Origin of the sequence: Verrucomicrobium sp. GAS474 (assembly GCF_900105685.1) — a bacterium.
Classification (GTDB): Bacteria; Verrucomicrobiota; Verrucomicrobiia; order Methylacidiphilales; family GAS474; genus GAS474.
The window spans coordinates 1,717,119-1,740,628 of sequence record NZ_LT629781.1 but is presented as its reverse complement, the minus strand read 5'-3'; the positions used below and the strand labels follow the sequence as shown (position 1 = coordinate 1,740,628).

The window sequence follows — 23,510 nt, the reverse complement described above, 5'->3', positions numbered from 1 at the left end:
CTAATCCGATGGCTCAGTCTCCGGTCCCGTCCCAACCCTCCCCCTCGCCTTCCCTGAAGGAGCGGGAGCGGACTTTCACCGTGTTCAACCTCGAGGCCGAGGCGGCGATCGACCAGCGCGCCCAGGCGGCCACCCAGAAATCGCGCGACTTCCTCCTTTCGATCCAGAACGGGGACGGCCATTGGGTCGGCGAGCTCGACGTCGACTCGACGCTCACCGCCGATTACATCCTCTACATGCACTGGCTCCGCCAGATCGACTACGACAAGCAGTCGAAATGCGTGAAGCACATCCTGAAGGAGCAGCTCCCCGACGGCGGCTGGAACATCTATCCGACCGGCCCGAGCGAGGTGAACGCGACCGTCCAGTGCTACCTCGCGCTGAAGCTCGCCGGGTTCACCCCGGACGAGCCCGAGATGCGGAAGGCCCACGCCGCGATCCTCCGCCTCGGCGGGATCCCGAAGTGCAACACGTACTGCAAGCTGAACCTCGCCATCCTCGGCCTCTTCCCGTGGGAGCACCTCCCGATCATCCCGGTGGAGCTGATCCTGCTGCCGAACTGGTTCCCCTTCAACATCTACGAGATGTCGGCCTGGAGCCGGACGATGGTGATCCCCCTGGCGATCATCAACCACTTCAAGCCGACCCGCCGCCTCCCCGAGCACCAGCAGATCCACGAGCTCTACCCCTACGGGACCGAGTACGCCGACGTCGCCCTGCCGTGGAGCAAGAAGGCGGTCTCCTTCCGCAATTTCTTCCTCACGATCAACCTCGGGTTGAAGTGGCTGGAGCGCCTCCCCTGGCGTCCCTCGCGCGGCATCGCGCTGAAGAAGGCCGAGGAATGGCTCGTCGCCCGCGTCGGCGAGGGTTCCGACGGTCTCGGCGCGATCTATCCCGCGATGATGTACGCCGTGATCGCCCTGAAGGCCCTCGGCTACACCGACGAGCATCCGCTCCTGAAGAAGGCGAAGAAGGAATTCGACGACCTCCACGTCGACGCCACGGCGACGGAGAACGACTACCGCATCCAGCCCTGCTTCTCCCCCGTCTGGGACACGGCGATCACCGCCGGAGCCGTCGTGAAATCGGGCCTCCCCGCGAACGATCCCCGGCTCCAGAAGGCGGCCGACTTCCTCATCTCGAAGGAAGTCCGCCATCGCGGCGACTGGGCGGTGAAGAATCCCCACCCGGAGAACAGCGGCTGGGCCTTCGAGTACAATAACATCTACTACCCCGACGTCGACGACACCCTCGAGGTGATGATGGCCCTCCACCTCATCGAGGCGCGGGACCCCGAGCAGAAGCGCGAGGTCATGGAGCGGGCGAAGAAGTGGATCATCAGCTTCCAGTGCAAGGGCGGCGGCTGGGCGGCCTTCGACAAGGACGTCACGAAGGGCTGGCTGGAGCATGTCCCCTTCGCCGACCACAACGCGATCCTCGACCCCCCGTGCAGCGACCTCACGGGCCGGGCCCTCGAGCTCTTCGGCATGATGGGGGTGAAGCGGAGCGAGCGATTCATCCAGCGCGCGATCAAGTTCATCAAGGACACGCAGGAGGAGGACGGCTCCTGGTACGGCCGCTGGGGCGTGAATTACATCTACGGCACGTGGCAGATCCTCCGCGGCCTCGAGTCGATCGACGAGGACATGAACCAGGACTGGATCATCCGCGGCCGGGACTGGCTCGAATCGTGCCAGAACGAGGACGGCGGGTGGGGCGAGACCGTCGCCTCCTACGACGATCCCCACCTGAAGGGCCAGGGGACGAGCACCGCCTCGCAGACCGCGTGGGCCGTCATGGGCATCCTCGCCTGCGGCGACGCCAGCCGTCCCAGCGTGCTGCGCGGCATCGACTACCTCGCCCGGACGCAGAACGCCGACGGGTCGTGGAGCGAGAGCCTCATCACCGGCACCGGCTTCCCGAAGGTCTTCTACCTCCGCTACGACATGTACCGGAACAACTGGCCCCTCCTGACCCTCGCCACGTTCAACAGCCTCCGCGCCGACCAGGCGAAGAAGGCCGAGGCGTGGGCCGCCTCGACGCTGAAGATGGCCGAGTACCGCCGCCAGCGCGATTCCGCCGCGCCCGAAGCCGAGACCCCCACCGCCTCGGCCTGACCCGGAAGAGTTCGAGTCCATGATCGCCTTCGCCTTCGCCCTCGACAACGAGGCGGCTCCCCTCCTCCATCGCCTCTACCGGCGGAAGACGATCCTCCTCGGCGAGGAGGTGCCGTGCCACGTCGGGATCCTCGACGGGAAGGAAGGGGCCGTCGTCTTCGTCCTGATCGTCGGCATGGGGGCCGAGACCGCGCGGCGGCGGACCGCCCTCGCCCTGGCCGAACTGCCCCGGGAGCTGGAGCGCCGCAAGCTGACGCCGCTCCGCCTCCTCGTCCTCGCCGGCTACGCCGGGGCGCTGCGGGCCGGGCCGGCCTTCCGCCGGAACACCCTCTTCGTCGCCTCGAACTACCTCACCCCCTCGGCCGCGCCGTGGCTCGACAAGGCGCTCCCCGACACCCGCCGCGCCCTCCTCCACAGCGCCGCCGCCGTCGCCGCCACGCCCGCCAGCCGCCGCGCCCTGGCCGACCAGGGCTTCGACCTCGTCGACATGGAGACCGCCGCCGTCGCCGACGAGGCCGAGCGTTTCGGCGTCCCCTTCCTCCCCCTCCGCGTCGTCTCCGACGGCCTCGACGACGTCCTCCCGCAGGAGATCCTCGACGCCTCGTTCGACCTGGTGCGGCAGCAGCCCACCCCGCTCCGGCTCCTGGCGGCGCTCTTCGCGCGGCCCTGGGACATCGTCCCCTTCGTCCGCTTCGTCTCGCACCTGAACCCGGCCCGGAAGGCTTTGTCGCATGGGGTGGAGCAGATTGCGGAGATGGCGCGGTAGGGGACTTCCGTAAGCGCTCCCTCTCCCATACGCTTCTCTTCCGATAGGAGTCTAGGCGTATTGGTACCGCCACCCCTTCAGTTCGTACCCTCGGGCGTTCCAGGAAGCAGCCGATTTTAATCCAGTTCGGAGACGAGGCGCCGCCAAAGCGCGTCCGCCTAGTTCAGGCCCTCCGAAGGGGAGGTCACGGAGGGGCGAAGCCCCTCTGTGGCTATAAAGCGGGTCGCCTCCAGCTGTACAGGGTTGACCGCGCCAGCCCCGAAGGGCTGCCCCGCTCCCGCGGCATCCAGGGAAGCGATACGCTTGGAACGCCCCCCGCCTACTTCAAGATCGTCGTGTGGCTCAGCTGTGCGATCGCGCGGTTCAGCTTCTCCATCCCTGCCGCCTGGTTCTCCGACGCGCCCAGAATCTCCGACATCGTTCCGCCGACCTGCTTGATGGAGGAGGAGATGTTTTCCATCGTCGTCCCCATCGATTCGACGCGGATGCGGCCGCTCTCGATCCGCTTCAGGGCGTCGCCGATCAGCTCGCCGATGTCGCTTGCCGAGACTGCGCTCCGTTGCGCGAGGGAGCGGACTTCCTCGGCGACGACGGCGAAGCCCGCGCCGGAGTCCCCGGCCCGGGCGGCCTCGACGGCGGCGTTCAGGGCGAGGATGTTCGTCTGGAAGGCGATCTCGTTGATCATCCCGACGATCTTGCCGATCTTCTTCGAGCTGTCGGCGATGGCGGTCATGTTCGCCACGGCGTCGGAGACGACGACCTGGCCCTTCACGGTGATGGCCGAGGCCGTCGCGGCGGCCTGATCGGCGTCCTTCGCGTTCGAGGCGTTCTGCTGGATCACGGCGGAGAGCTGGGAGAGGGCGTCCTGGAGGGTCTGCGTCGCCTCGATCTGGGCGGTGACGTCGGTGGCGTACTTGACGACCTTGAAGGGCCGCCCGTCGGCGTCGAAGATCGGGTTGTAGGAGGCCTGGAGCCAGATGCCCTGGCCGTGCTTGCCGACGCGGCGGTATTGCCCGGCGTCGAACTGGCCGGAGCCGAGGCGCTGCCAGAACTCGCGGTAGCCCTGGCTGTTCGCCTCGGCGGGATTCACGAACATCCGGTGATGCTGGCCCTGGACCTCGCGGAGGGTGTAGCCGGTGGTCGCGAGGAAGTTCTCGTTCGCCGTCAGGATCGTCCCGTCGAGGTCGAACTCGATCACGGCCTGGACGCGGCTGATGGCGTCGAGCTGGCCCGCGACGTCGGCGTTGCGGAGGACTTCGGCGGTGATGTCGGTCGCGTACTTGATCACTTTCACCGGCCGCCCGAAGCGGTCGAAGATCGGGTTGTAGGAGGCCTGGATCCAGACTTCGCGGCCGTCCCGGGCGATCCGCTTGTACTTGCCCGAATCGTACTCGCCCCGGCCCAGCTTCTGCCAGAAGAGGCGGTAGGCCTCCTGGTCGGTCGACTCGTCGACGAAGATCCGGTGGTGCTGGCCCCGGATCTCCTCCAGCTCGTAGCCCATCGCGGAGAGGAAGTGGTCGTTGGCCCAGAGGATCGTCCCGTCGAGGTTAAACTCGATCACAGCCTGGGAGCGACGGATCGCCTCGACCTGGCCTTGAAGGTCCTGAGTGGAGGAAGGATGATCACCCAGTCTCGATTGCTTCTTTAAAAAGTTTAACATATAAGTAATTTTACCTGAATTTTAAGCAACCTGTATACCAAGTGAACAAGGAGAGCAAGGGTACACCACGAAATGCATGACTTACCCGAGGGGCTTCATCCTGATCCTAAAGGACCCCGTTTTTGCCCTTCTCCCGCCTCCGATTGACGCCGTGTCCTCTGAGAGTTACCCTTATTTCCTATGTCCGATGCCCCCGCCGCCACGTCCGCCCCCTCCGTCCAATTGACCGAAAAGGCCGCGGCGGCGATCCGCGCCCGCGTGGGCGGCGAGGTGGCGACGAAGGGGCTCCGCCTCTTCGTCTCGGCGGGGGGCTGCTCCGGCTTCCAGTACGAGATGAAGCTGGCGGGGGGGGAACCCGGCGACGTCGCCTACGACCAGTTCGGGGTGAAACTCTTCGTCGACGAGAAGAGCCTCCTCTTCCTCGGCGGATCGACCATCGACTTCGAGGACGGCCTCACCGCCGCCGGATTCCGCATCCGCAATCCCAACGCGAAGGCCACCTGCGGCTGCGGGACTTCGTTCGAGGCCTAGACCGATGACCGCCTCCCTGCGCGCCCTCTTCGGGCGCGGGATCTCCGTCGGCCTCCGGGCCGGCCGGGAAAACCTCGTCCCCGGCCTCGTCATCCAGGCGATCACGCTCCTGATCGTCGTCGGCTATTACCGGGGCTGGCCGACGACGGCGCTCCTCACGACCCTCGCCGACCTCAAGGTCCGTTACGGCCATCTCTTCAGCTTCGTCGCCACGGGGCTCTTCGCCGGGGTCCTGGGCGAGGCGTGCCGCGTCCTCTTCCTCCAGCGGGGGCGCTTCGCCAAGGCCAACCTGGAGGAGATGGTCTTCCGCTTCTTCCTCCTCGGCTTCTGCGGGATCGGCTCCGATTTCCTCTACCTCGGCCTCGGCGCCCTCCTCGGCAATGCGCCGAGCCCGCTGATCGTCGCGGAGAAAGTCGCCATCGACCAATTCGTCTACTCGGCCTTCCTGGCCTGCCCCTTCCTGACGCTCGGCTACCACTGGAAGCACTCCGGCTACCGCCTCGCCGCCCTCGGCGACCTCTTCCGTCCCGCCTTCATCGGGGAACAGGTGGTCCCCCTCACCCTCTCCAACTTCTGCTTCTGGATCCCCACGACGGTCCTGATCTATTCCCTCCCCGTCCTCCTCCAGCTTCCCCTCTTCCTCCTCGCCGTCACGATCTGGGGCCTCCTCCTCGTCTCGATCTCGACGCGGCGGGGCAACGATGGCAAACTGCCCGTCCTCCCCGCCGAGGAAACCGTCCTCCCCATATGAGCCCGAGCCCCTTTCCCGACAGCCCCCGGTGGCGCAGCGCCTTCCCCTACCTCGCCAACAAGGGCAAGGACGACCGTCCCCTCGCCTTCCTCGACAGCGCCGCCAGCGCGCAGAAGCCGCGCGCCGTCTATGACCGGATGCACGCCTTCGCCCTCCACGAGTACGCGAACGTCCATCGCGGCGTCTACGATCTGAGCGAGGCGGCCACCGTCGCCTACGAGGGGGCGCGGGAACGGGCCGCCGCCTTCCTCCGCGCCGGGGGCGGCCGCGTCGCCATCTTCACCCGGGGGACGACCGAGGCCGTCAACCTCGTCGCCTGGTCGTGGGGCGAGGTCCATCTCGCGGCGGGGGACACGATCCTCCTCACCGAGATGGAACACCACAGCAACATGCTGCCATGGCGCGCCCTCGCCGAGCGCAAGGGGGCCAAGGTCGAATACGTCCCCGTCACCGACAACGGCGCCGCCCTCGACCTCGCCGCCGCGCAGGCGCTGCTGGCGAAGAAGCCGAAGCTCTTCGCCTTCGCCCACGCCTCGAACGTCCTCGGCTTCCTCACCCCCGCCGCCGAGCTCTGCGCCCTCGCCCGGAGCCACGGCGTCACCACCTTCGTCGACGGCGCGCAGAGCTTCGGCCACCTCCCCGTCGACATCGAGGCCCTCGGCTGCGACTTCTTCGCCTGCTCCGCCCACAAGGCCTGCGGCCCCACCGGCGTCGGCCTCCTCGTCGGCACCCTCGCCCTCATGGAGAACCTCCCCCCGTGGCAGCACGGCGGCAGCATGGTCGAGAAGGTCCGCTTCGACGCGATCACCTACCGTCCCCCGCCCGCCCGCTTCGAGGCCGGGACCCCTCCCATCGTCGAGGCCGTCGGCCTCGGCGCCGCGCTCGACTTCCTCGACGGCGTCGGCCTGAAGGCGATCGAGGACCACTCCGTCCACCTCGCCGAACTCGCCGCCGCCGGGCTGCGGAAGATCCCCGGCATCCGCGTCATCGGGCCGGAGGCCGGGGGGCGGCAGACCGGCATCGTCTCCTTCGTCTCCGAGACCGTCCACGCGCACGACATGGCCTACTACACCAACGGAAAAGGCGTCGCCCTCCGCGCCGGCCACCACTGCGCCCAGCCCCTGATGCACCGCCTCGGCGTCCCCGCGACGACCCGGGCGAGCTTCTACCTTTATAACACCGAGGAAGAGGTCGAGCGGCTAGTCCAAGCCGTCGCCGGAGCCGTCACATTCTTCCAGGCATAGGCCCGGACGCATCCTTCTCCCAATACGAGTCTGGGCGTATTGGCCCCGTCTCTCCCTATCACTCGTACCCTCGGACGCTCAGGGAAGCAGCGGATTTTAATCCAGTTAGGAGACGAGGCGCCGCCCAAGCGCGTCCGGCTAGCTAAGGCCTTCAGAACAGGAGGTTCCAGGAGGGGCAAAGCCCCTCTTGGGCTATAAAGCGGATCGCCTCCAGCTGTACCGGGTTGACCGCGCAGGTCCCGAAGGGCCGCCCCGCCCCCCCTCCTAGACTATGTACACAAAAGAGGGTAAAAAACCGCTTGCATTGCCAAAACGGTACGTTCAGTCTAACCGGCCCTAGCAATTTTAGAGAACCATCGTTATGAAACGGACTTACCAGCCCTCCAAGAAGCGCCGCGTGCGCCAGCACGGCTTCCTCGCCCGCACCCGCACCAAGTCGGGCCGCGCCATCCTCAGCCGCCGCCGCCGCAAGGGCCGGGTCCGGCTCGTTCCCGTCGGCGCGGACGTCAAGTTCGCCCGCCACACCCAGGCCTAGTCCCGGGGTTCGTTCCTCCCCATGCGCGAGCGTTTGCCACGGCGACGCATCGTGCGTCGGCGGCATCACTTCGATGCCGCCTTCTCCGGGGAGGGTGCCAGCGGCGCCCTACGTTTCCACGGACGCGCCCTCACCCTCCTCGCCCTTCCCCGTAAGCCGGGCGACACCTCGCCCGACGAAGTCGCCTTCCTCACCCCGAAGCGCCTCGGCGACGCCAACGTCCGCAACCGCCTTCGCCGCCGCCTCCGCGAAGTCCACCGGCGGCATATCGCGCCGCAATTCGCCGCCTCCCCGCCTTCCTTCCGCCTCCTCTGGATGGCGAAGTCGTCGAGCGGCGCCCTCCCCTTTCCCGAACTCGTCTCCCAGATGGAGGCCCTCTACGCCACGGCCCTGGCCAAGGTGAAGCCGCCCGATGCGTGATTTCACGACCGCCCTCCTCTGTCGCCTCATCGCCCTCTACCGGCTCCTCTTCGGCCCGGTCAAAATCTTCTTCGGTCTCCAAGGCTGGTGCCGCTACACCCCCACCTGCTCCCGCTACGCCGAGGAAGCCCTCCGCGAATGGGGTCCCGCCCGGGGCTCCCTTCTCGCCGCGCGGCGGATCTGCCGCTGCCATCCCTGGGGCGGCCACGGCCCCGATCCCGTTCCCCTGAATACGAAAAAAGGTTTCCCCACCGCTCCGAAATCGGGTGACTCCGGCCCCTACTGCGTTAAACTCCCTCCCTCTTAAAGCCCCCTCCACCTCCCTTTCCCCAACCCCCTTCATCCCATGAACGAACCCTCCCCCCGCCTCGGCAAATCGGATTGGCTCGCCGTCGGCCTCTGCGTCGCCGCCCTCGTCGGCTGGACCTTCTACTCCACCGCCCGCTGGCCCTCGCCGAAGACCCCCCCGCGCCCGAATCCCGCCGACGTCGCGAAGATCGCCACCCCCGCGACCGCGGCCGAACCGGCCTCCACGCCGACCCTCAGCGCCCTCCCCGGCGAGAAGGAAAAGGCGAAGGCCAAGCCCGCCCCGGCTCCCGCCGTCTCCTTCCCCGAAGCGCGTCCCGTCCTGGAAAACAGCGCCATCCGCGTCACCTTCACCAGCCACGGCGGCGGCCCCGCCACGATCGTCCTGAAGCAGCACGCCGAGATCAAGGGCGGCGACCCCGTCCTCCTGAACGGCCCCGGCCTCGCCGCCGTCGACCACGTCGCCCTCCCCATCTTCAACCTCACCGGCTGGAACACCGCCGAGACCGAGTCGGCCATCGACTACCAGCTGGAGCCCGGCGCCGACGAGACCCACGTCGCCTTCGCCCGCACCCTCCCGAACGGCCTCCGCATCGAGCGCCTCTACACCCTCGACGGCTCCTACGGCGTGAAGCTCGAGGAACGGCTCACGAACACCACCGGCCAGGCCCTCTCCCTCCCCGAGCGTCAGGCCCAGATCGGCCTCGTCGGCCCCCTCTACCACAATGACGGCCCCCCCACGATCGGCGCCACCTGGTCCCAGGCCGGCAGCAACAAGGCGACCGGCCACATCACCGCGCCCGAGTTCGAGGCGAGCGGCAGCTTCAACTTCATCAGCCCCCATCCCGCCCGCGACGGCATCGCCGGACCCGAGGAGAAGATCGGCTGGGCCGCCGTGCGGAACCGCTTCTTCACCGTCGTCCTGACCGCGCCGGAGGGCGACCCCATCCGCCGCGTCACCTCCCTCATCTACCGCCCCGGCCATCCCCAGGCCCCCAGCCCCGCCGGGACAATCCTCCCCGCCGTCTCCGCCTCGGCCACCTTCGCCCCCTTCACCCTGAACCCGAACGAGACCCGCACCGAGGACTACTCCCTCTACGCCGGTCCGAAGGAATACGACGAGCTCGCCACCCTCGGCCAGGGCCAGAAGGCCCTCATGGACTTCGGCTTCTTCGCCTGGGCGGCCCTCCCCCTCCTCAAGGCGATGAAGTGGATCCACACCGTCATCCCCAGCTACGGCTGGTCGATCATCCTCCTCACCGCCTGCCTCAAGGGGATCTTCTGGCCCCTTCAGTCGAAGGCCAACCACAGCATGAAGCTCATGCAGGCCGTCGCCCCGAAGCAGAAGGAGATCTCGGCGAAGTACAAGGACGATCCCGCGAAGATGCAGCAGGAAGTCATGAAGCTCTACCGCGAGTACGGCGTGAACCCCCTCGGCGGCTGCCTCCCGATGCTCATCCAGATCCCGATCTTCATCGGCTTCTACACCATGCTCCAGAGCGCCGTCGAATTCCGGCACGAGACCTGGTTCTGGATCAAGGACCTCGTCCAGCCCGACACCATCGCCGTCCTCCCCGGCGTGAACCTTCCGATCAACCCGCTCCCGATCATCATGACCCTCTCCCAGTGGGCCCTCATGCGGATCACCCCGCAGACCGGGGACGCCGCGCAGATGAAGATCCTCCAGTTCATGCCCTTCATCATGCTGATCTTCTTCTACAACTTCGCCTCGGCCCTCGCCCTCTACTGGACGGTGAACAACTTCATCTCGATGTTCCAGACCTACCGGAACCTCAAGAAGCCCCTTCCGGTCCTTCAGCGGGTGAAGAAAGCCGCGCCGGGGAACGGCATCAGCTTCAAGCGATAGATTCGGCCTAGCCAAAAAAATCGGCATGCGGCATGATACGGGCCATGTCGTCGCACGAAGGACAAAGCCCTAAGGAGTTGCTCGAGCTGCTCCTCGGCCACCTTGGCTTCGTCTTTGAAGTCGAGGAAAGCCACGAGCCCGCCGACCGGGGCGAGCGGCTCCGGCTCAACATCCGCACCCGCGATCCCGGCCGCCTCATCGGCCGCGACGGGCGGACCCTCGACGAGGTCGAGTACCTCCTGAACCGCCTCATCGACCGCGACGAGGAAGGCGACGTCCACCAGACCCCGCGCATCATCGTCGACGTCGAGGGCTACCGCCGCAAGGAACAGGACGACTTCCTCGCCACCATCCGCCAGAAGGCCGACCGCGTCCGCGAGACCGGCAAGCCCGAGACCCTCCCGCCGATGAACGCCTACGAGCGGTGGATGATCCACCAGGCCTTCCAGGAGGACCCCGAGGTCACGACGAAGAGCGTCGCGGTCGAGGGGGGGAATGGGAAGTTGAAGACGGTGGTGTTGCAGGTGAGGTAGGGGGCGAGTGCGTCTTCCTTGGACGCCATGGGAGCGGGGCAGCCCTTCGGGGCTTGCGCGGTCGACCCGGTACAGCTGGATGTAACCCGCTTTATAGCCCAAGAGGGGCTTTGCCCCTCCTGGAACCTCCTGTTCGGAGGGCCTTAGCTAGGCGGACGCGCTTGGGCGGCGCCTTGTCTCCGAACTGGATTAAAATCGGCTGCTTCCGGAGCGTCCGAGGGTACGGACTGAAGGGGTAGCGGGGCCAATACGCCTAGACTCCTATCGGGAGAGAAGCGGATGGGGGAATCATGCGTCCGCAGGCTGGCGGAACCGAAGCGGCTTAATTTTTCTTTCCGGCGTCGAGCCACTCTTCGGTGTTTTGCCGGAAGTTCTTGTACGCTTCGGCGCTGTCGCTGCCTGCGCTCGGGACGCTGTTGGGGACGGTCTCGGCGCTCGGACTCTTCACCCCTCCCGCCCGGGTGTCGGGGGAGAGGGCGGCGAGGCGGTCCCGGACTTCGGCGGCGGAGCGGTCGAACTCGCGGAGCAACTGGGGGGAGACTTCCTGCGAGGCAGTGGCGGGAGCGAGGCCCGCGAGGTGGAGGATTTCCTTTCCACCCCCTTCGCTCCCGTCGCGGCGGAAGCGGGCGGTGAGGTCGACCGGGGCCGCCGCCACGGGGCGCTGCAATTCATAGAACGCGAGCAGCCCGTCCCCCTCCTTCGGCGCGATCCCGTTTCCCGTCACGGGGAGCCGGTTCTCGTAGCCGATCAACCGCCACGCGCCGACCGACTCCGGGGCGAGGGCGAGTTGGAGCCGCACATCCTTCACCGAGGCCGGGCGGGGCGAGGCGACTTCCCGTTCGAGGACCGTCTCGACCCCGCCCGCCGTCCGCAGGACCGATCCGCGCCCGCGCCCGGCGGCGACGACCTTCCGCAGCATCGGCCCGTCGGCCGCCTCCTTGCCGAGGAACATCACGCTCAGCGTCACCCCCTCCCGCGCCTGCCGGGTGATCTCGCCCGTCATCCCGCCCTCCCCCTTCTGCCCGTAGGCGAGGGAATCGAGGTCGTTGTCGGTGACGACGATCACGCGATTGAATCCGTCGGGGACGAACCCCTTCTTCGCCATGTCGAAGGCGGCGCGGAGACTCGCCCCCGGACGGTCGGCCGTGGCGACGGCGAGGCGGCTGAAGGCGGAGCGGATCGTCGCCCGCGCCTCGTCCTCGGAGGCCGAGGCGGCGGCGTCGGCACCGGGGGCCGAGACCAGCGAGGCCGCCGCCGCGCCGGTCTTGGCCTCGTCCCTCTTCTTCGGAATCTCGGTCAGCGGAAGCGGGATCGCCGAGCTTCCCGCATAGGTCACGATCCCGACGCGGTCCCCGGGATGGAGCCGTTCCAGGAACGGCAGGACGGCCTTCTTGAAGGCGCCGAGGCGGTCGGGCGCGCCCATCGAGAGGGAGTTGTCGACGAGGAAGACGAGATTCGCGGGAGGCCGCGCCACCTGGGCCGGGGTCGTCGCCCGGAGCCCGACGACGAGGAGCTGCCGCCCCTCCGCCCACGGCGACGGGAAGAGCCGCGCCATCATCACGAAAGGAAGCTGCGCGGGAACCGTCTGGGCGTCGTTGTCGGCACCGTAATCGACGAGGCGGATGCCGTTTCCCTCCTCCAGGTAGGAACCGTCGGCGGCCCGCTCCCGGGGCAGCAGCGCCACCGGGAGGACGGGGACGATCTCGGCGAGGGCGAAGCCGGTCTGGATCGGCTGCCGCACCACCCGGAGCGGCCCGGGGACGAAGGCGATCCCGCCCGGCTGGGTCGAGGCGAGGGGGATCTCGGTCTCGGTCTGGATCGGGACCGAGGAGATCGTGTCGGGAAAGGCCGAGGGGGCCGAGGAGGAGGGCGCCGCCGGAGTCGCCGGGGGAGCCTCGGCGGCGAGCTGGTCCCGGAGCCGGTCGATCCGTTCCTTCCGCGCCGCGCGGGCCGCATCGGCCTCGGCGGCAGCCGCAGCCGCAGCCGAACTTGCCGCGACCGAGGCCGCGGCGGGAGCGGCCGCCGGCGGGGGCGAGGCGGGAGTCAGGGCCGGAGCGGCGGGAGCGGGAGTCGGGGCGGTCTGCTGCGCCGTCGCCGGGGCGGGCGCAGGAGCCGGGGCCGGAGCCGACGCCGCATCGGGCTGGCGGACGTCGAAGGCGTTGTCGCCGAGCGCGGGAGGCGGCGTGACGGGCGTGGGCGGCACCGCCTCCATCGTCGTCGTGACCTCGCCGGGCGGCTGGACCGGGGTGAGGGCCTCCGTCTCGGGCTGGCTTCCCAGCGCGGGGATCCATCGGAGCATCGCGGGCCGGGGCTGCTGTTCCATCTCCCACGTCAGCCCGCCCCCCGCCGCCGCGACGATCACGGCGAAGCCGAGGACGACGTACTTCGGCGAGACGGGCAGGGAGAGGGAACCGATGCGGAAGAGCGCCGGGTTCGCCCCCCCGGCCCCTCCGATCCCGGCCTCCCCCATCACGCCGTCGACGAAGGCCGCGGGCTCCAGCGGGATGACCTCGACCTTCTCCGCCACCCACGCCTCGCGGAGGTTTTGCGCGGCGAGGCGGACCTGCTCGACCTCGGCCCCAGCGTCGCTCGAAAAGCGGAGCGCCGCATCCATCCCCTCCTTTTCCTTGGGCGAGACCTCGCCCAGGGCATAGGCCGTCCAGGCGGGATCGTTCGGGGCAAAGGCACCGGGGCTCACGCGGCTCCTTCCTTCCCCCTCACCTGCGCGAGGGCCGCATGGACGAGGCGGGCGACGTGGGCGGGCGCGACGTCGAGGACCGCCCCGATCGCGGGATACCCGAGGCCGCACTCGAACTTCAGCCGGAGCATCTCCTCCTGCACCTGATTCAGCCCGAGGCGGACCGGATCGACGGGGGAGGCGGTAGCCGTCCGGGGACGCCGCGCCTCGCCCTTGAGCTGGGCGAGGGCCGCCTCGCGGGCGGCGCGGTAGAGCTTCTCCACCTGCTTCTCGGCGGCCAGGGAAGGGAAATCGGGGAGCCCCGCGAGGAGGACGAAGGCCCGCTTCACCGCCTCGCCGCCCCGCTTCGGATCGCCCGCCAGGCGGGTCGCGTAGCGGAGGACGATCGCGCCGTGCTTTTCGGTGAGGGCCAGGAGGGCGGCGCGGACGAGGGCCGCCTCCTTGGGCGAAGGGGACTGCGACGGGGTTCCGGCCCCGCCGGAGGCGGGGGAGGAGGCTTTGAAGGAATCCCTGGATTTCATCGCATTCGCAGCAGACTTTCCCGACGTTCCCGACAGCGCCGGAGACGGGGCCGAGATCGGAGCGATCTTGGGAAGCGGCGGAAGCAGCAACGCCGCCCCGCCCGCCTTCCCCCCGCCCAGCGCACCCTGTGAACCTTCTGACATGGTATCCCCTTTTCCCTTAAACGCCAACAGAGGACTCCCGCACCGGCGGCGTCCGCAGCAGGTCGGCCATCCACGCCCCGGCCTCCGGCGCCCCCTCCAGGGGAGCCCAGGGGGCGAAAACCTTGTCGAGATCGGCGCGGTACGGCCCCCGCTTCACCTCGAGGATCACCGTGTCGGGAACGACCGCCGTGAAGGTGTGCCAGACGCCCGGCTCCATATCGATCATCCCCGCGCCCCCTTCCTTCAGCGGAATCCGGTCGAGGACCTTCCCGCCCGCGTCGAAGCGGAAGAAATCGATCGCGCCCCGGAGGACGATGACGTTCTCGACCGCCCCGGGCTGGGGATGCATGTGGGGGGCAGCGTAGGTCCCCGGCTGGAGGAAATTGAGCATCCGCTGGACGGCGGCGTCCTGGGTCCGGTGCAGGGGAAGAATGATCCGCTTCCGGGGGGAGTGGCGGGACCCCTCGATGCCCCGGAGCAACGTCGCCTCGTCGAGCGCGAAGAGCGCTCCCTCCACGGGAGGAAAGGCGAGCGGAAATGGAGTGGGCTGGGCGGACGGCGGCATCGGATTCCTCGGTTATTCCGTATTCGGCATAAAAACCGAAAACGTGAGGCCGAATCCGTCCGGCGGAAAAACTTTCCTCCCTTGCTCCACGGAGTGAAGCAAGGCATAGAGAAGGATGCCTTTCTCCTGGCAAACGGCAACTCTTTCCCTCCCCCTCCCGGCCCGCCCGCTGGTGATGGGGATCGTGAACCTCACCCCCGATTCGTTCTCCGACGGGGGGCGCTACTCCTCCCTCCCCTTCGCCGTCACCCGCGCCCTCGAGATGGAGGCCGCCGGGGCTGATCTCCTCGATTTCGGCGCCGAATCGACCCGCCCCGGGGCCGCTCCCGTCCCGGCGGAGGAGGAGGGCCGCCGCCTTTTCCCCGTCCTCGAGGCGCTCCGGGGGAAACTGAAGATCCCCCTCTCCGTCGACACCACGAAGGCCGCCATCGCCGAGGGCGCGTGGGAGCGGGGGGCCGCGATCGTGAACGACATCTCCGGGGGCCGCTTCGATCCCGAGCTCCAGCCCGTCGTCGCCCGGCGCGGCCTCGGCTACGTCCTCACCCACTCCCGGGGGACCCCGGAGACGATGCAGACCCTGACCGGGTACGCGGGTGGCGACGTCGCCGGGGAGGTCGCGCGGGACCTCGCCGCCGCCGCCGCCGCCGCCGAGGGCCTCGGCATCGCGCGGGAGCGGATCGTCCTCGATCCCGGCTTCGGCTTCGCGAAGACGACCGAGGAGAACCTCGCCCTCCTCGCCCGCCTCCGCACCGTCGCCGCCCTCCCCTATCCCCTCCTCATCGGCCTCTCGCGGAAATCGTTTTTGAAAAGGGTTGCCGGGGAAGCCGCCTTGGAGGTAAGCACAAGGGTGGCCGAAACCTTCGCCGCCACACAGGGAGCCCGGATCTGGCGCACGCACGACGTCGCCTCCGCCCGGGCTGCCAGCCAGCTTCTGGAAGGCCTGGGCGTCCCCCCGGATTCCCGATCCTAGAACCCCGTCAGAACTCCTTTCCCAACTTCTTTTCCCATCATGGATTTGTCCCGCATTCCCTGGCCCTGGGCGATCGAGATCCTCCTCATCGCCGTCGGCCTCTACTCGATCTGGAAGCTCTTCCACGGCACCCGCGGCGCGCGCGTGCTCACGGGGCTGGTGATCGTCCTCGTCACCCTCTCCATCATCTCCCATTTCCTGAACCTCTCCGTCGTCAGCGCCATCGTGGAGCAGTTCTACCCCTCCCTCCTCATCGGCGTCGTCATCCTCTTCCAGCCCGAGCTCCGGCAGATGCTCTCCGAGCTCGGCAGCAAGCCGATCCTCCGCAGCAGCCACCAGCAGAGCGAGGTGATCGAGCACATCGTCAACGCCGTCGAGATCCTCCAGCGGGAACGCTACGGCGCGCTCATCGCCGTCGAGCAGGAAGACATCTTCAACCCGGGCCGCGACACCGGCACCCAGCTCAACGCCGAAGTCAGCGCCGACCTCCTCGCCACCATCTTCTACCCGAAGACCCCCCTCCACGACGGCGGGGCCATCATCCGCGGGAACAAGATCGCCGCCGCCGCCGCCATCTTCCCCCTCACCCACCGGGAGCAGCTCGACCGCGCCCTCGGCCTCCGCCACCGCGCCTCCCTCGGCCTCTCCGAGGAGACCGACGCCGTCATCGTCGTCCTCTCCGAGGAGACCGGCACCATCGCCGTCGCCTACCAAGGCGAGCTCATCCGCCCCCTCGATCCCGACGGCCTCCGCACCCGCCTGAGCGAAATCCTTCTCTAATCCCGCTCCCCCAATCCCATGAGAAACTTTTTCTTCGTGAACTGGCGTCAAAAGGGAGTCTGCCTCCTCCTCGCCGTCGCCATCTGGATCATCCTCAAGGAGCAGATCGAGCCCGGGGCCATCCACCGCGCCTGGCTCGACGCCACCGGCCTCCCCGCCGTCCCCCCGCTTCCCCTTCCCTGATTCCTGATTCCATGACCCAGCAGAAACTCTTCGGCACCGACGGCATCCGCGGCGTCGCCAACGTCGATCCCATCACCCCCGAAGTCGCCTTCCGCCTCGGCGGCCTCATGGCCACGGTCTTCGGGCGGAACCTCGCGCCCGGAGCCCGCCCCCGCGTCCTCATCGGGCGGGACACCCGCCTCTCCGGCCCGATGCTCGAGGCCGCCCTCCTCTCCGGCCTCCTCTCCCACGGGGCCGACGCCACCCTCCTCGGCGTCCTCCCCACCCCCGGCGTCGCCCTCCTCGTCCGGCAATTCGGCGCCGCCGCCGCCGTCGTCATCAGCGCCTCCCACAATCCCTTCGCCGACAACGGCCTCAAAATCTTCCAGGGCACCGGCTACAAGTGCGATGACGCCCTCGAAGCCGAGATCGAGGCGGGCCTCCTCGACGGCCGTCCCCTCCCCCGTCCCGAAGGCAACGGCCTCGGCCGCCTCCTTCCCCTCCGCGCCGGGGAAACGGCGACGTCCCTCTACGAACGGGCGATCGTCGCCTCCTGGCCCCACGATCCCGCCGCCCTCCCGCTGAAGGGCCTGAAGATCGCCCTCGACGCGGCGAACGGGGCCTCCTACCAGACCTCCCCCGCCGTCCTCCGCGCCCTCGGCGCCGAGGTGATCGTCGCGCACGACGCGCCCGACGGCGTCAACATCAACGAAGGGTGCGGCAGCACCCATCCCGAGGTCGTCGAGGCCCTCGTGAAACAGAGCCGCGCCCGCGTCGGCATCTCCCACGACGGCGACGCCGACCGCGTCATCTGCTGCGACGAGACCGGGAGCGCCCTCGACGGCGACGAGCTCCTCGCCATCGTCGGCCTCGACCTCCTCCGCTCCGGGAGGCTCCCCGGCAAGGCGATGGTCGCCACCGTCATGAGCAACCTCGCCCTCGACGAGCTCTTCGCCTCCGAGGGAGGCCGCATCGCCCGGTGCGCCGTCGGCGACCGCGCCGTGCTGGAAACGATGCTCGCCGAGGGCCTCGCCTTCGGCGGCGAGCAATCGGGCCACGTCATCCTGAAGGAACACGCGACGACCGGAGACGGCCTCCTGAGCGCCCTCGCCCTCCTCCGCGTCGTCGTCGAAAGCCGAAAGCCGTTGAGCGAGCTGCGGCGGGTGCTGAAGAAATACCCGCAGACTCTTGTGAATTTGAAAGTGCGCGTCCGGACGCCCTTCGCCGAGATCCCCGGCCTGGAAAGCGCCATCGCCGAAGCGGAGAAAACCCTCGGCACCGCCGGACGGCTGCTGCTGCGCTACTCCGGCACCGAGCCGAAGATCCGACTGCTGATCGAGGCGAAAGACGAGGCGCTGCTCGCACCGTTGGCGGAGAAGATCCTCGCGCCGGTGAAAGCCGCCATCGGGGTTTAGCCGCGTTGGCGTTGCCCTCGAGGGGGCGCGTGATTCTGCCAAGCGTCCCAGTGCCAGAAAAATAAAAAGGCGGCACCGCGTCCCGTCATGGGAGCGATGCCGCCTCTCGGCTTTGAGACCTAAAGAAACGATCGAAACGACCGGCAATAAGACTCTTAAGAGCTTACTGCAGGAGCTTCAGCACGGACTGCTGGCTCGTGTTCGCCTGGGCGAGCATCGAGGTGCTGGCCTGGACCAGGATGTTCTGCTTGGCCAGGTTCGCGCTTTCGTCGGCCACGTCGAGGTCGGCGATACGGCTGTTGGCCGAGGTCACGTTCGTCCGCTCCGTGTTGATGTTGGCGATGTAGAAGTTGAATTTCGAGATGTCGGCGTTGACGGTCGCACGGCGATTGGTGACGCAGGAGATCGCCGCGTTGAGCAGCGTGAGCGCGCTGAGCGCCGCCGTCGTCGTGTTGATCGAGGTCGTGTCGATGCCGAGGCTGGTCGCGTTGGCGATCGTCGTCAGCTGCATGCTGTCGGTGTTACCGTCGGCATTGATCGCGATGACGATCGAGCTGGTGACGAAGAGCGGGCTTCCGTTGAACGACGCGTTGCTCGCGATGTTGTTCATCGTGGCGACGAGGTTCGCGAACTCGGTCTGGTAGTTCGCGCGATCCGACGAGCCGAAGGCGCCGTTGGTCGCCTCCTGGGCCAGTTCGCTCATGCGGGTCAGCATGTTCTGGATCGTCGAGAGGAAGCCGTCGGTCGTCTGGGCGAAGGAAACGATGTCTCCCGCGCCGTTCGCGGCGGCCTGCAAGCGACGAACCCGGGCGGACAAATCGCCGGAAACGGCGACGCCGGCGGCGTCATCCGAGGGATCGGCGAGACGAGAGCCCGAGGAAAGGCGCTGAATCGATTTGGTTAACGCCGCTTGGTTCGACGTAAGATAGTTCGACGCCGAGAGGGCGGCGATGTTTGTTCCAATAACTGCCATAACTACTCCTTGTTGGTTGGTGTTCCGATGTTTCTTTTTCCGTCTCCGTTACCCAGCCTTGGGAACTTCGACAGCGATACCCATTCAGCACCGGCCATGCCAAAGTTTTAAAATATTTTGTAAGTATATTACAATAAACGAGTTATAAATTTATTTTTCCGACCGAAGCATCGGCAAAAAGTTCCGGGAGGCAAAAAAGGAGAAAGGTACGGCATCTTTCTGAGGAAAATTTTTCCTGTACAAGACCGGTATTTTGTGCCGAAAAGCCGATTTCAGACGATTCCGCTATAGAGAACCGAAAAACGGTCGAAGAGTACAGGGATTGCCGGAGAGAGAGGCCATGCGCTTCCCCTGCGCCAGCACAAGAACAGACAATTTCTCCCAAGCGCCCCTCTCCCAATAGGAGTCAGGGCGCATGAGTACTGCTCCCCCTTCAGTACGTACCCTCGGGCGTACCGAAACCATCCGATTTTAATCCAGTGAGGAGATAAGGCGCAGGGGGAAACGCGTCCGCCTAGTTAAGGCCCTCAGAACAGGAGGTTCCAGGAGGGGCAAAGCCCCTCTTGGGCTATAAAGCGGGTCGCCTCCAGCTGTACAGGGTTGACCCCGCCAGCCCCGAAGGGCGCTCCGCACCCCCCTACAAATTCCGCTTCAACACCTTCCCCAACTCCGCCGCACGAAACGGCTTCGGGAGAATATCGTGGAAGCCTTCGGCGAGCAGCTTCGCGTTGAAATCGTCATCGGAATAGCCGCTGCAGGCGATGGCACGGAGATTGGGAGCGATCTGGCGGATCGCCTTCATCGCGTCCTGGCCGCCCATGCCGCCCTGGATCGTCAAGTCGAAGAGGCCGGCCGAAAAAGGCTTCTGCTCGCCGAGGGCCTTCTTGCACATCTCGATGGCTTCCTCGCCGGTCTTCGCCCACTCGGTGTTGTAGCCGAGGGACTTGAGCATACGGCCCTGGATGTCGCCGATCGAAAGGTCGTCTTCCAGGACGAGGATCCGCTCGCCGTTGCCCTGGCCGCCCGCCGAAGGGCGGGGAGCCGCCTGCGGGGCGGGAGCCGGGGCCGGAGCGGGCACGGGAGGGGCGGGCTGCGCGTAGGGGGTCAGCGCCAGCTGGGTCACCGGCGTCCCGTCCCATGAGACGAGCTCGGCATCGACGCGGACTTTCAGGGCGACGCCACCCGCGCCGAGGATATCGAGCTCGCTCGGCACGCCGACGGCGAAGGGAATGTTCAACGCCTGCCCGGTGAGCGCGGCGGCGTCGAAGCCGAGGAGCGCCCCGGCGGCGGGATTGGCGAAGAGGATCGCCATGTCGTGGTTCAACACGAAATAGGGAGTCGCGCTTCCCGAGAGGGATTGCACCAAGGCTGCCGATGAATCGGAGGACATGACGTTTCTAATATCTTTCCAGTATGCGACAGAAAAAAATCGACCCCGGGGAACCCATAACCGTCCCGCCTCACAGTGACGTAGCGGAAAGCCATCGGGATGACAAGGCCCCAATCCACCCCGCGATAAAATAGCGACTAGAGGAATGTCTATAGACCGGCCGACCGACGCGCGGGGACGAATCTCTCCGAATGTGGCCTCGCCGACCCATTTTGGCACAAAGATGGCTTTTGTCTTTCCAACCCTGATGAAGAAGATAACAAACAAACCCGGCGTGAATAAAAATCCTGTCCTCTCTGCCGGTCTCTCCAAGATTGACCGCGACCTCTACTTCCTCATCGACCACCTGGCCGTCGTCCTCCGGCGCCTCGGCCATGGCGAGATCGCCGACAACCTTCCCTGGCAGGGGAAGAAGCTCCCCATCGGGAAATTCTCCGACAGCATCGGCCAGGCCTACTCGATCAGCTTCCAGCTCCTGAACATCGTCGAGGAAAACGCCTCGGCCCAGGCCCGCCGCGCGCGGGAGACGAAGTACGGCTTCGTCGCCGAATCGGGCCTGTGGGGCGAGTGGCTCGGCCAGCTGAAGAAGCTCAAGCTCTCGCCCGAGGAGATCGCCGCCACCCTCCCCGAGGTCCGCGTCGAGCCCGTCCTCACCGCCCACCCGACCGAGGCGAAGCGGACCACCGTCCTCGAGCAGCATCGCGAGCTCTACCTCCTCCTCCTCCAGCGCGAGAACCAGATGTGGACGGCGACGGAGCAGGCCGACATCGAGAAGAAGATCGAAGTCGTCCTCGAACGCCTCTGGCGGACCGGCGAGGTCTATATCACGAAGCCCGACGTGGCGACGGAACGGGCCTCGATGATGCACTATCTGAAGGAAGTCTTCCCCGACGTCCTCCCCCAGCTCGACCTCCGCCTCCGCACGGCGTGGGAACACTTCGGATTCGACCCGAAGCTGATCGAGAAGACGACCGCCCTCCCCCAGATCCGCTTCGGCAGCTGGGTCGGCGGCGACCGGGACGGCCACCCCTTCGTCACCTCCTCGGTCACGCAGGAGACCCTCCTCGACATGCGCCTCGGCGCGCTCGTCTCCCTCCGGGGCCAGCTCGAGGAGCTGAACCACTCCCTCTCCCTCTCCCGCCACCACCAGGAGACCCCGGCCGCCCTCGCGCGGCGGATCGAGAAGCTCGCCTCCGACCTCGACGACGAGACCTCCGAGGCGATCCTGAAGAAGAACGCCATCGAGCCGTGGCGGCAGTTCGTCTCCCTCGTCATCGCGAAGCTCCCCCTCGACACGACGGAAGACCACTCCCTCCGCATCAGCGAGGCGAAGGGCCGCTATACCCACGCCTCGCAGCTCCTCGCCGACCTCCGCCTGTTGCGCGAGTCGCTCGTCGAGATCGAGGCCGGGGCCCTCGCCGCCGCCGACGTCGATCCCGTCCTCCGTTCCCTCGAAGTCTTCGGCTTCCACCTCGCCTACCTCGACATCCGGCAGAACAGCCGCTTCCACGAGCTCGCCCTCAGCCAGCTCATGAACGCGGCGGGCCTCGACGGCGACGCCTTCCTGAAGCTCGACGAGGCGGGCCGCCTCGCCTTCCTGAACCAGGAACTCGCCTCCCCCCGGCCCTTCTCCCCCGTCGACGCGCCGACCGGCCCCGAAGCCGAGGCGGTGCTGGCCTGCTACACCGTCCTCACGAAGCACATCGCCCAATACGGCCCCGACGGCATCGGCGCGCTCATCGTCAGCATGACCCGCTCCGTCTCCGACCTCCTCATCGTCTATCTCCTCGCCCGCGAGGTCGGCCTCGCGCGGACCTCGGACGAGGGCCTCGTCTGCCTCCTCCCCGTCGTCCCCCTCTTCGAGACCATCGAGGACCTCAAGGGGAGCCCCCAGATCCTCGGCGACTTCCTCCAGCACCCCGTCACCCGCCGCAGCCTCCGGGCGCAGCAGGACGGCACCGCCTATGCCCTGATCCAGAAGGGGACCAAGACGGAGAAGGAAAAGGACGAAAAGCCCACGAAGGGGAAGAAGGAGAAGGAACCGCTCCTCACCCAGCAGGCGATGATCGGCTACAGCGACAGCAACAAGGACAGCGGCATCCTCTCGAGCCAGTGGAACCTCTACCGGGCGCAGGAAGCCCTCGTCGAGGTCGGCAAGAAGAACAACGCCCACATCCGCTTCTTCCACGGCCGCGGCGGCACCATCAGCCGCGGTGCCGGCCCCACCCACCGCTTCCTCACCGCCCTCCCCGAGGGGACCCTCGAGAACGACCTCCGCCTCACCGAGCAGGGGGAGACCATCGCACAGAAATACGCCAACCGGGGCACCGCGACGTACAACCTCGAGCTCCTCGTCGCGGGCACGGCGGGCGTCACCCTCAGCCAGCGCAAGATGAAGAAGAAGCCGACCCGCCCGGGCGCGCTCCTCGACTCCCTCTCCGAATGGAGCCGCCTGAACTACCAGGCCTTCCTCAAGCTCCCCGACTTCATGACCTTCTACGGGCAGGCGACGCCGATCGACGCCCTCGAGGTCAGCGGCATCGGCTCCCGCCCCTCGCGGCGGACCGGCCAGCGAAGCCTCGCCGACCTCCGCGCGATCCCGTGGGTCTTCAGCTGGACCCAGTCCCGCTTCTACCTGCCGGGCTGGTACGGCGTCGGCAGCGCGCTGGAGCGGCTGAAGAAGGAAGACCCGGCAAGCTTCGCCACCCTCGGCGACCACGCGAAGTCGTGGCCCTTCCTCGCCTACGTCTTCAACAACGTCGAGACCAACCTCGCCAGCGCCGACGAGGACCTCATGAAACGCTACTCGGCCCTGGTGACCGACAAGAAGATCCGCGACAAGTTCGTCGGGATCATCCTGAAGGAGTACACCCGGACGCGGGTCCTCTTCGAGGAGATCTTCCGCGGCTCCTTCGCCGAGCGCCGTCCCCGCATGCTGAAGACTCTTCAGGTCCGCCACGATCCCCTCCTCGTCCTCCACCGCCAGCAGCTCACCCTGCTCGAGGAATGGCGCGCGCTGCGGGCGAAGGGCGACACCGAGGCCGCCGAGGCGCTCCGCCCCTCGCTGCTGCTCTCGATCAACGCCATCGCCTCCGGCCTCCGCACCACCGGTTGAGCCGGAAACGCCGGCACGGGCCAAACAAAAAGCCGCCGCCCGAAAAG

At 67.4% G+C, this 23,510-nt stretch carries 21 protein-coding genes; 15 read left to right on the top strand and 6 right to left on the bottom strand.

Annotated features, from left to right (window positions below):
* Nucleotides 1-8: 8 nt before the first annotated feature.
* A complete protein-coding gene (shc, locus tag BLU04_RS07220) occupies nucleotides 9-2,117 on the top strand; it encodes a squalene--hopene cyclase (protein WP_093284049.1) in 2,109 nt (702 codons plus the stop codon).
* 19 nt (nucleotides 2,118-2,136) lie between these two features.
* A complete protein-coding gene (locus BLU04_RS07215; RefSeq protein WP_093284046.1) occupies nucleotides 2,137-2,883 on the top strand; it encodes a hypothetical protein in 747 nt (248 codons plus the stop codon).
* Nucleotides 2,884-3,202: 319 nt separating this feature from the next.
* Here BLU04_RS07215 and BLU04_RS07210 read toward each other — a convergent pair whose 3' ends face one another.
* The gene (locus tag BLU04_RS07210; RefSeq protein WP_093284044.1) at nucleotides 3,203-4,543 is read right to left on the bottom strand and encodes a PAS domain-containing methyl-accepting chemotaxis protein; all 1,341 of its coding nucleotides are present in this window, start codon (nucleotides 4,541-4,543) and stop codon (nucleotides 3,203-3,205) included.
* A gap of 180 nt (nucleotides 4,544-4,723) precedes the next feature.
* Between BLU04_RS07210 and BLU04_RS07205 the strand changes: the two genes are divergently transcribed.
* The 8 genes from BLU04_RS07205 (at nucleotide 4,724) to BLU04_RS07170 (ending at nucleotide 10,730) form a co-directional block, all read left to right on the top strand.
* Nucleotides 4,724-5,074, top strand: coding sequence for an iron-sulfur cluster assembly accessory protein (locus BLU04_RS07205; RefSeq protein WP_093284041.1), 351 nt, complete (start codon nucleotides 4,724-4,726; stop codon nucleotides 5,072-5,074).
* 4 nt (nucleotides 5,075-5,078) lie between these two features.
* Complete coding sequence (locus BLU04_RS07200) at nucleotides 5,079-5,825, top strand: hypothetical protein (protein WP_093284039.1); 747 nt, start codon at nucleotides 5,079-5,081, stop codon at nucleotides 5,823-5,825.
* Nucleotides 5,822-7,069, top strand: coding sequence for a cysteine desulfurase (locus BLU04_RS07195; protein ID WP_093284036.1), 1,248 nt, complete (start codon nucleotides 5,822-5,824; stop codon nucleotides 7,067-7,069). Before BLU04_RS07200 ends, BLU04_RS07195 begins: the two co-directional genes overlap by 4 nt.
* A gap of 361 nt (nucleotides 7,070-7,430) precedes the next feature.
* The gene (gene rpmH / locus BLU04_RS07190; RefSeq protein ID WP_093284034.1) at nucleotides 7,431-7,604 is read left to right on the top strand and encodes a 50S ribosomal protein L34; all 174 of its coding nucleotides are present in this window, start codon (nucleotides 7,431-7,433) and stop codon (nucleotides 7,602-7,604) included.
* A gap of 21 nt (nucleotides 7,605-7,625) precedes the next feature.
* Complete coding sequence (locus tag BLU04_RS07185) at nucleotides 7,626-8,024, top strand: ribonuclease P protein component (protein ID WP_093284031.1); 399 nt, start codon at nucleotides 7,626-7,628, stop codon at nucleotides 8,022-8,024.
* The gene (yidD, locus tag BLU04_RS07180) at nucleotides 8,017-8,331 is read left to right on the top strand and encodes a membrane protein insertion efficiency factor YidD (protein WP_093284028.1); all 315 of its coding nucleotides are present in this window, start codon (nucleotides 8,017-8,019) and stop codon (nucleotides 8,329-8,331) included. The genes BLU04_RS07185 and yidD overlap by 8 nt, the downstream gene beginning before the upstream one ends.
* Nucleotides 8,332-8,370: 39 nt before the next feature.
* On the top strand, nucleotides 8,371-10,197 hold the full coding sequence (gene yidC / locus BLU04_RS07175) for a membrane protein insertase YidC (RefSeq protein ID WP_093284026.1): 1,827 nt from the start codon (nucleotides 8,371-8,373) through the stop codon (nucleotides 10,195-10,197).
* Between the two features lie 44 nt (nucleotides 10,198-10,241).
* Complete coding sequence (locus BLU04_RS07170; protein ID WP_162274653.1) at nucleotides 10,242-10,730, top strand: R3H domain-containing nucleic acid-binding protein; 489 nt, start codon at nucleotides 10,242-10,244, stop codon at nucleotides 10,728-10,730.
* Between the two features lie 322 nt (nucleotides 10,731-11,052).
* On the opposite strand, the gene BLU04_RS07165 is transcribed toward BLU04_RS07170, so the two are convergent.
* The 3 genes from BLU04_RS07165 to BLU04_RS07155 form a co-directional block, all read right to left on the bottom strand.
* Nucleotides 11,053-13,428: a VWA domain-containing protein gene (locus BLU04_RS07165; RefSeq protein ID WP_093284020.1), complete on the bottom strand. Its 2,376-nt coding sequence runs from the start codon at nucleotides 13,426-13,428 to the stop codon at nucleotides 11,053-11,055.
* On the bottom strand, nucleotides 13,425-13,949 hold the full coding sequence (locus tag BLU04_RS07160) for a sigma-70 family RNA polymerase sigma factor (RefSeq protein ID WP_093284018.1): 525 nt from the start codon (nucleotides 13,947-13,949) through the stop codon (nucleotides 13,425-13,427). The genes BLU04_RS07165 and BLU04_RS07160 overlap by 4 nt, the downstream gene beginning before the upstream one ends.
* Nucleotides 13,950-14,109: 160 nt before the next feature.
* On the bottom strand, nucleotides 14,110-14,658 hold the full coding sequence (locus BLU04_RS07155; RefSeq protein WP_093284015.1) for a WbuC family cupin fold metalloprotein: 549 nt from the start codon (nucleotides 14,656-14,658) through the stop codon (nucleotides 14,110-14,112).
* Nucleotides 14,659-14,773: 115 nt separating this feature from the next.
* Here BLU04_RS07155 and folP point away from each other — a divergent pair, with 115 nt between their 5' ends.
* The 4 genes from folP to glmM are packed head-to-tail and all read left to right on the top strand — an operon-like array spanning nucleotide 14,774 to nucleotide 17,985.
* Entirely contained in the window at nucleotides 14,774-15,628 is an 855-nt protein-coding gene (gene folP / locus BLU04_RS07150) for a dihydropteroate synthase (protein WP_093284013.1), read from the top strand.
* Nucleotides 15,629-15,667: 39 nt separating this feature from the next.
* Nucleotides 15,668-16,408 carry a diadenylate cyclase CdaA gene (gene cdaA, locus BLU04_RS07145; protein WP_093284010.1) on the top strand — a complete coding sequence of 247 codons (741 nt, stop codon included), beginning with the start codon at nucleotides 15,668-15,670 and terminating at the stop codon, nucleotides 16,406-16,408.
* An 18-nt stretch (nucleotides 16,409-16,426) separates the two neighbouring features.
* On the top strand, nucleotides 16,427-16,591 hold the full coding sequence (locus BLU04_RS16770; protein ID WP_173862564.1) for a hypothetical protein: 165 nt from the start codon (nucleotides 16,427-16,429) through the stop codon (nucleotides 16,589-16,591).
* Between the two features lie 11 nt (nucleotides 16,592-16,602).
* Nucleotides 16,603-17,985: a phosphoglucosamine mutase gene (gene glmM, locus BLU04_RS07140; protein ID WP_093284006.1), complete on the top strand. Its 1,383-nt coding sequence runs from the start codon at nucleotides 16,603-16,605 to the stop codon at nucleotides 17,983-17,985.
* A gap of 163 nt (nucleotides 17,986-18,148) precedes the next feature.
* Here glmM and BLU04_RS07135 read toward each other — a convergent pair whose 3' ends face one another.
* Entirely contained in the window at nucleotides 18,149-18,958 is an 810-nt protein-coding gene (locus BLU04_RS07135) for a flagellin (RefSeq protein ID WP_093284003.1), read from the bottom strand.
* 637 nt (nucleotides 18,959-19,595) lie between these two features.
* Nucleotides 19,596-20,348: a response regulator gene (locus BLU04_RS07130; RefSeq protein ID WP_093284001.1), complete on the bottom strand. Its 753-nt coding sequence runs from the start codon at nucleotides 20,346-20,348 to the stop codon at nucleotides 19,596-19,598.
* Between the two features lie 274 nt (nucleotides 20,349-20,622).
* Here BLU04_RS07130 and BLU04_RS07125 point away from each other — a divergent pair, with 274 nt between their 5' ends.
* Nucleotides 20,623-23,463 (top strand): phosphoenolpyruvate carboxylase, encoded by a 2,841-nt coding sequence (locus BLU04_RS07125; RefSeq protein WP_197673057.1) that lies wholly within the window; start codon nucleotides 20,623-20,625, stop codon nucleotides 23,461-23,463.
* The last annotated feature ends 47 nt before the right edge of the window (nucleotides 23,464-23,510 follow it).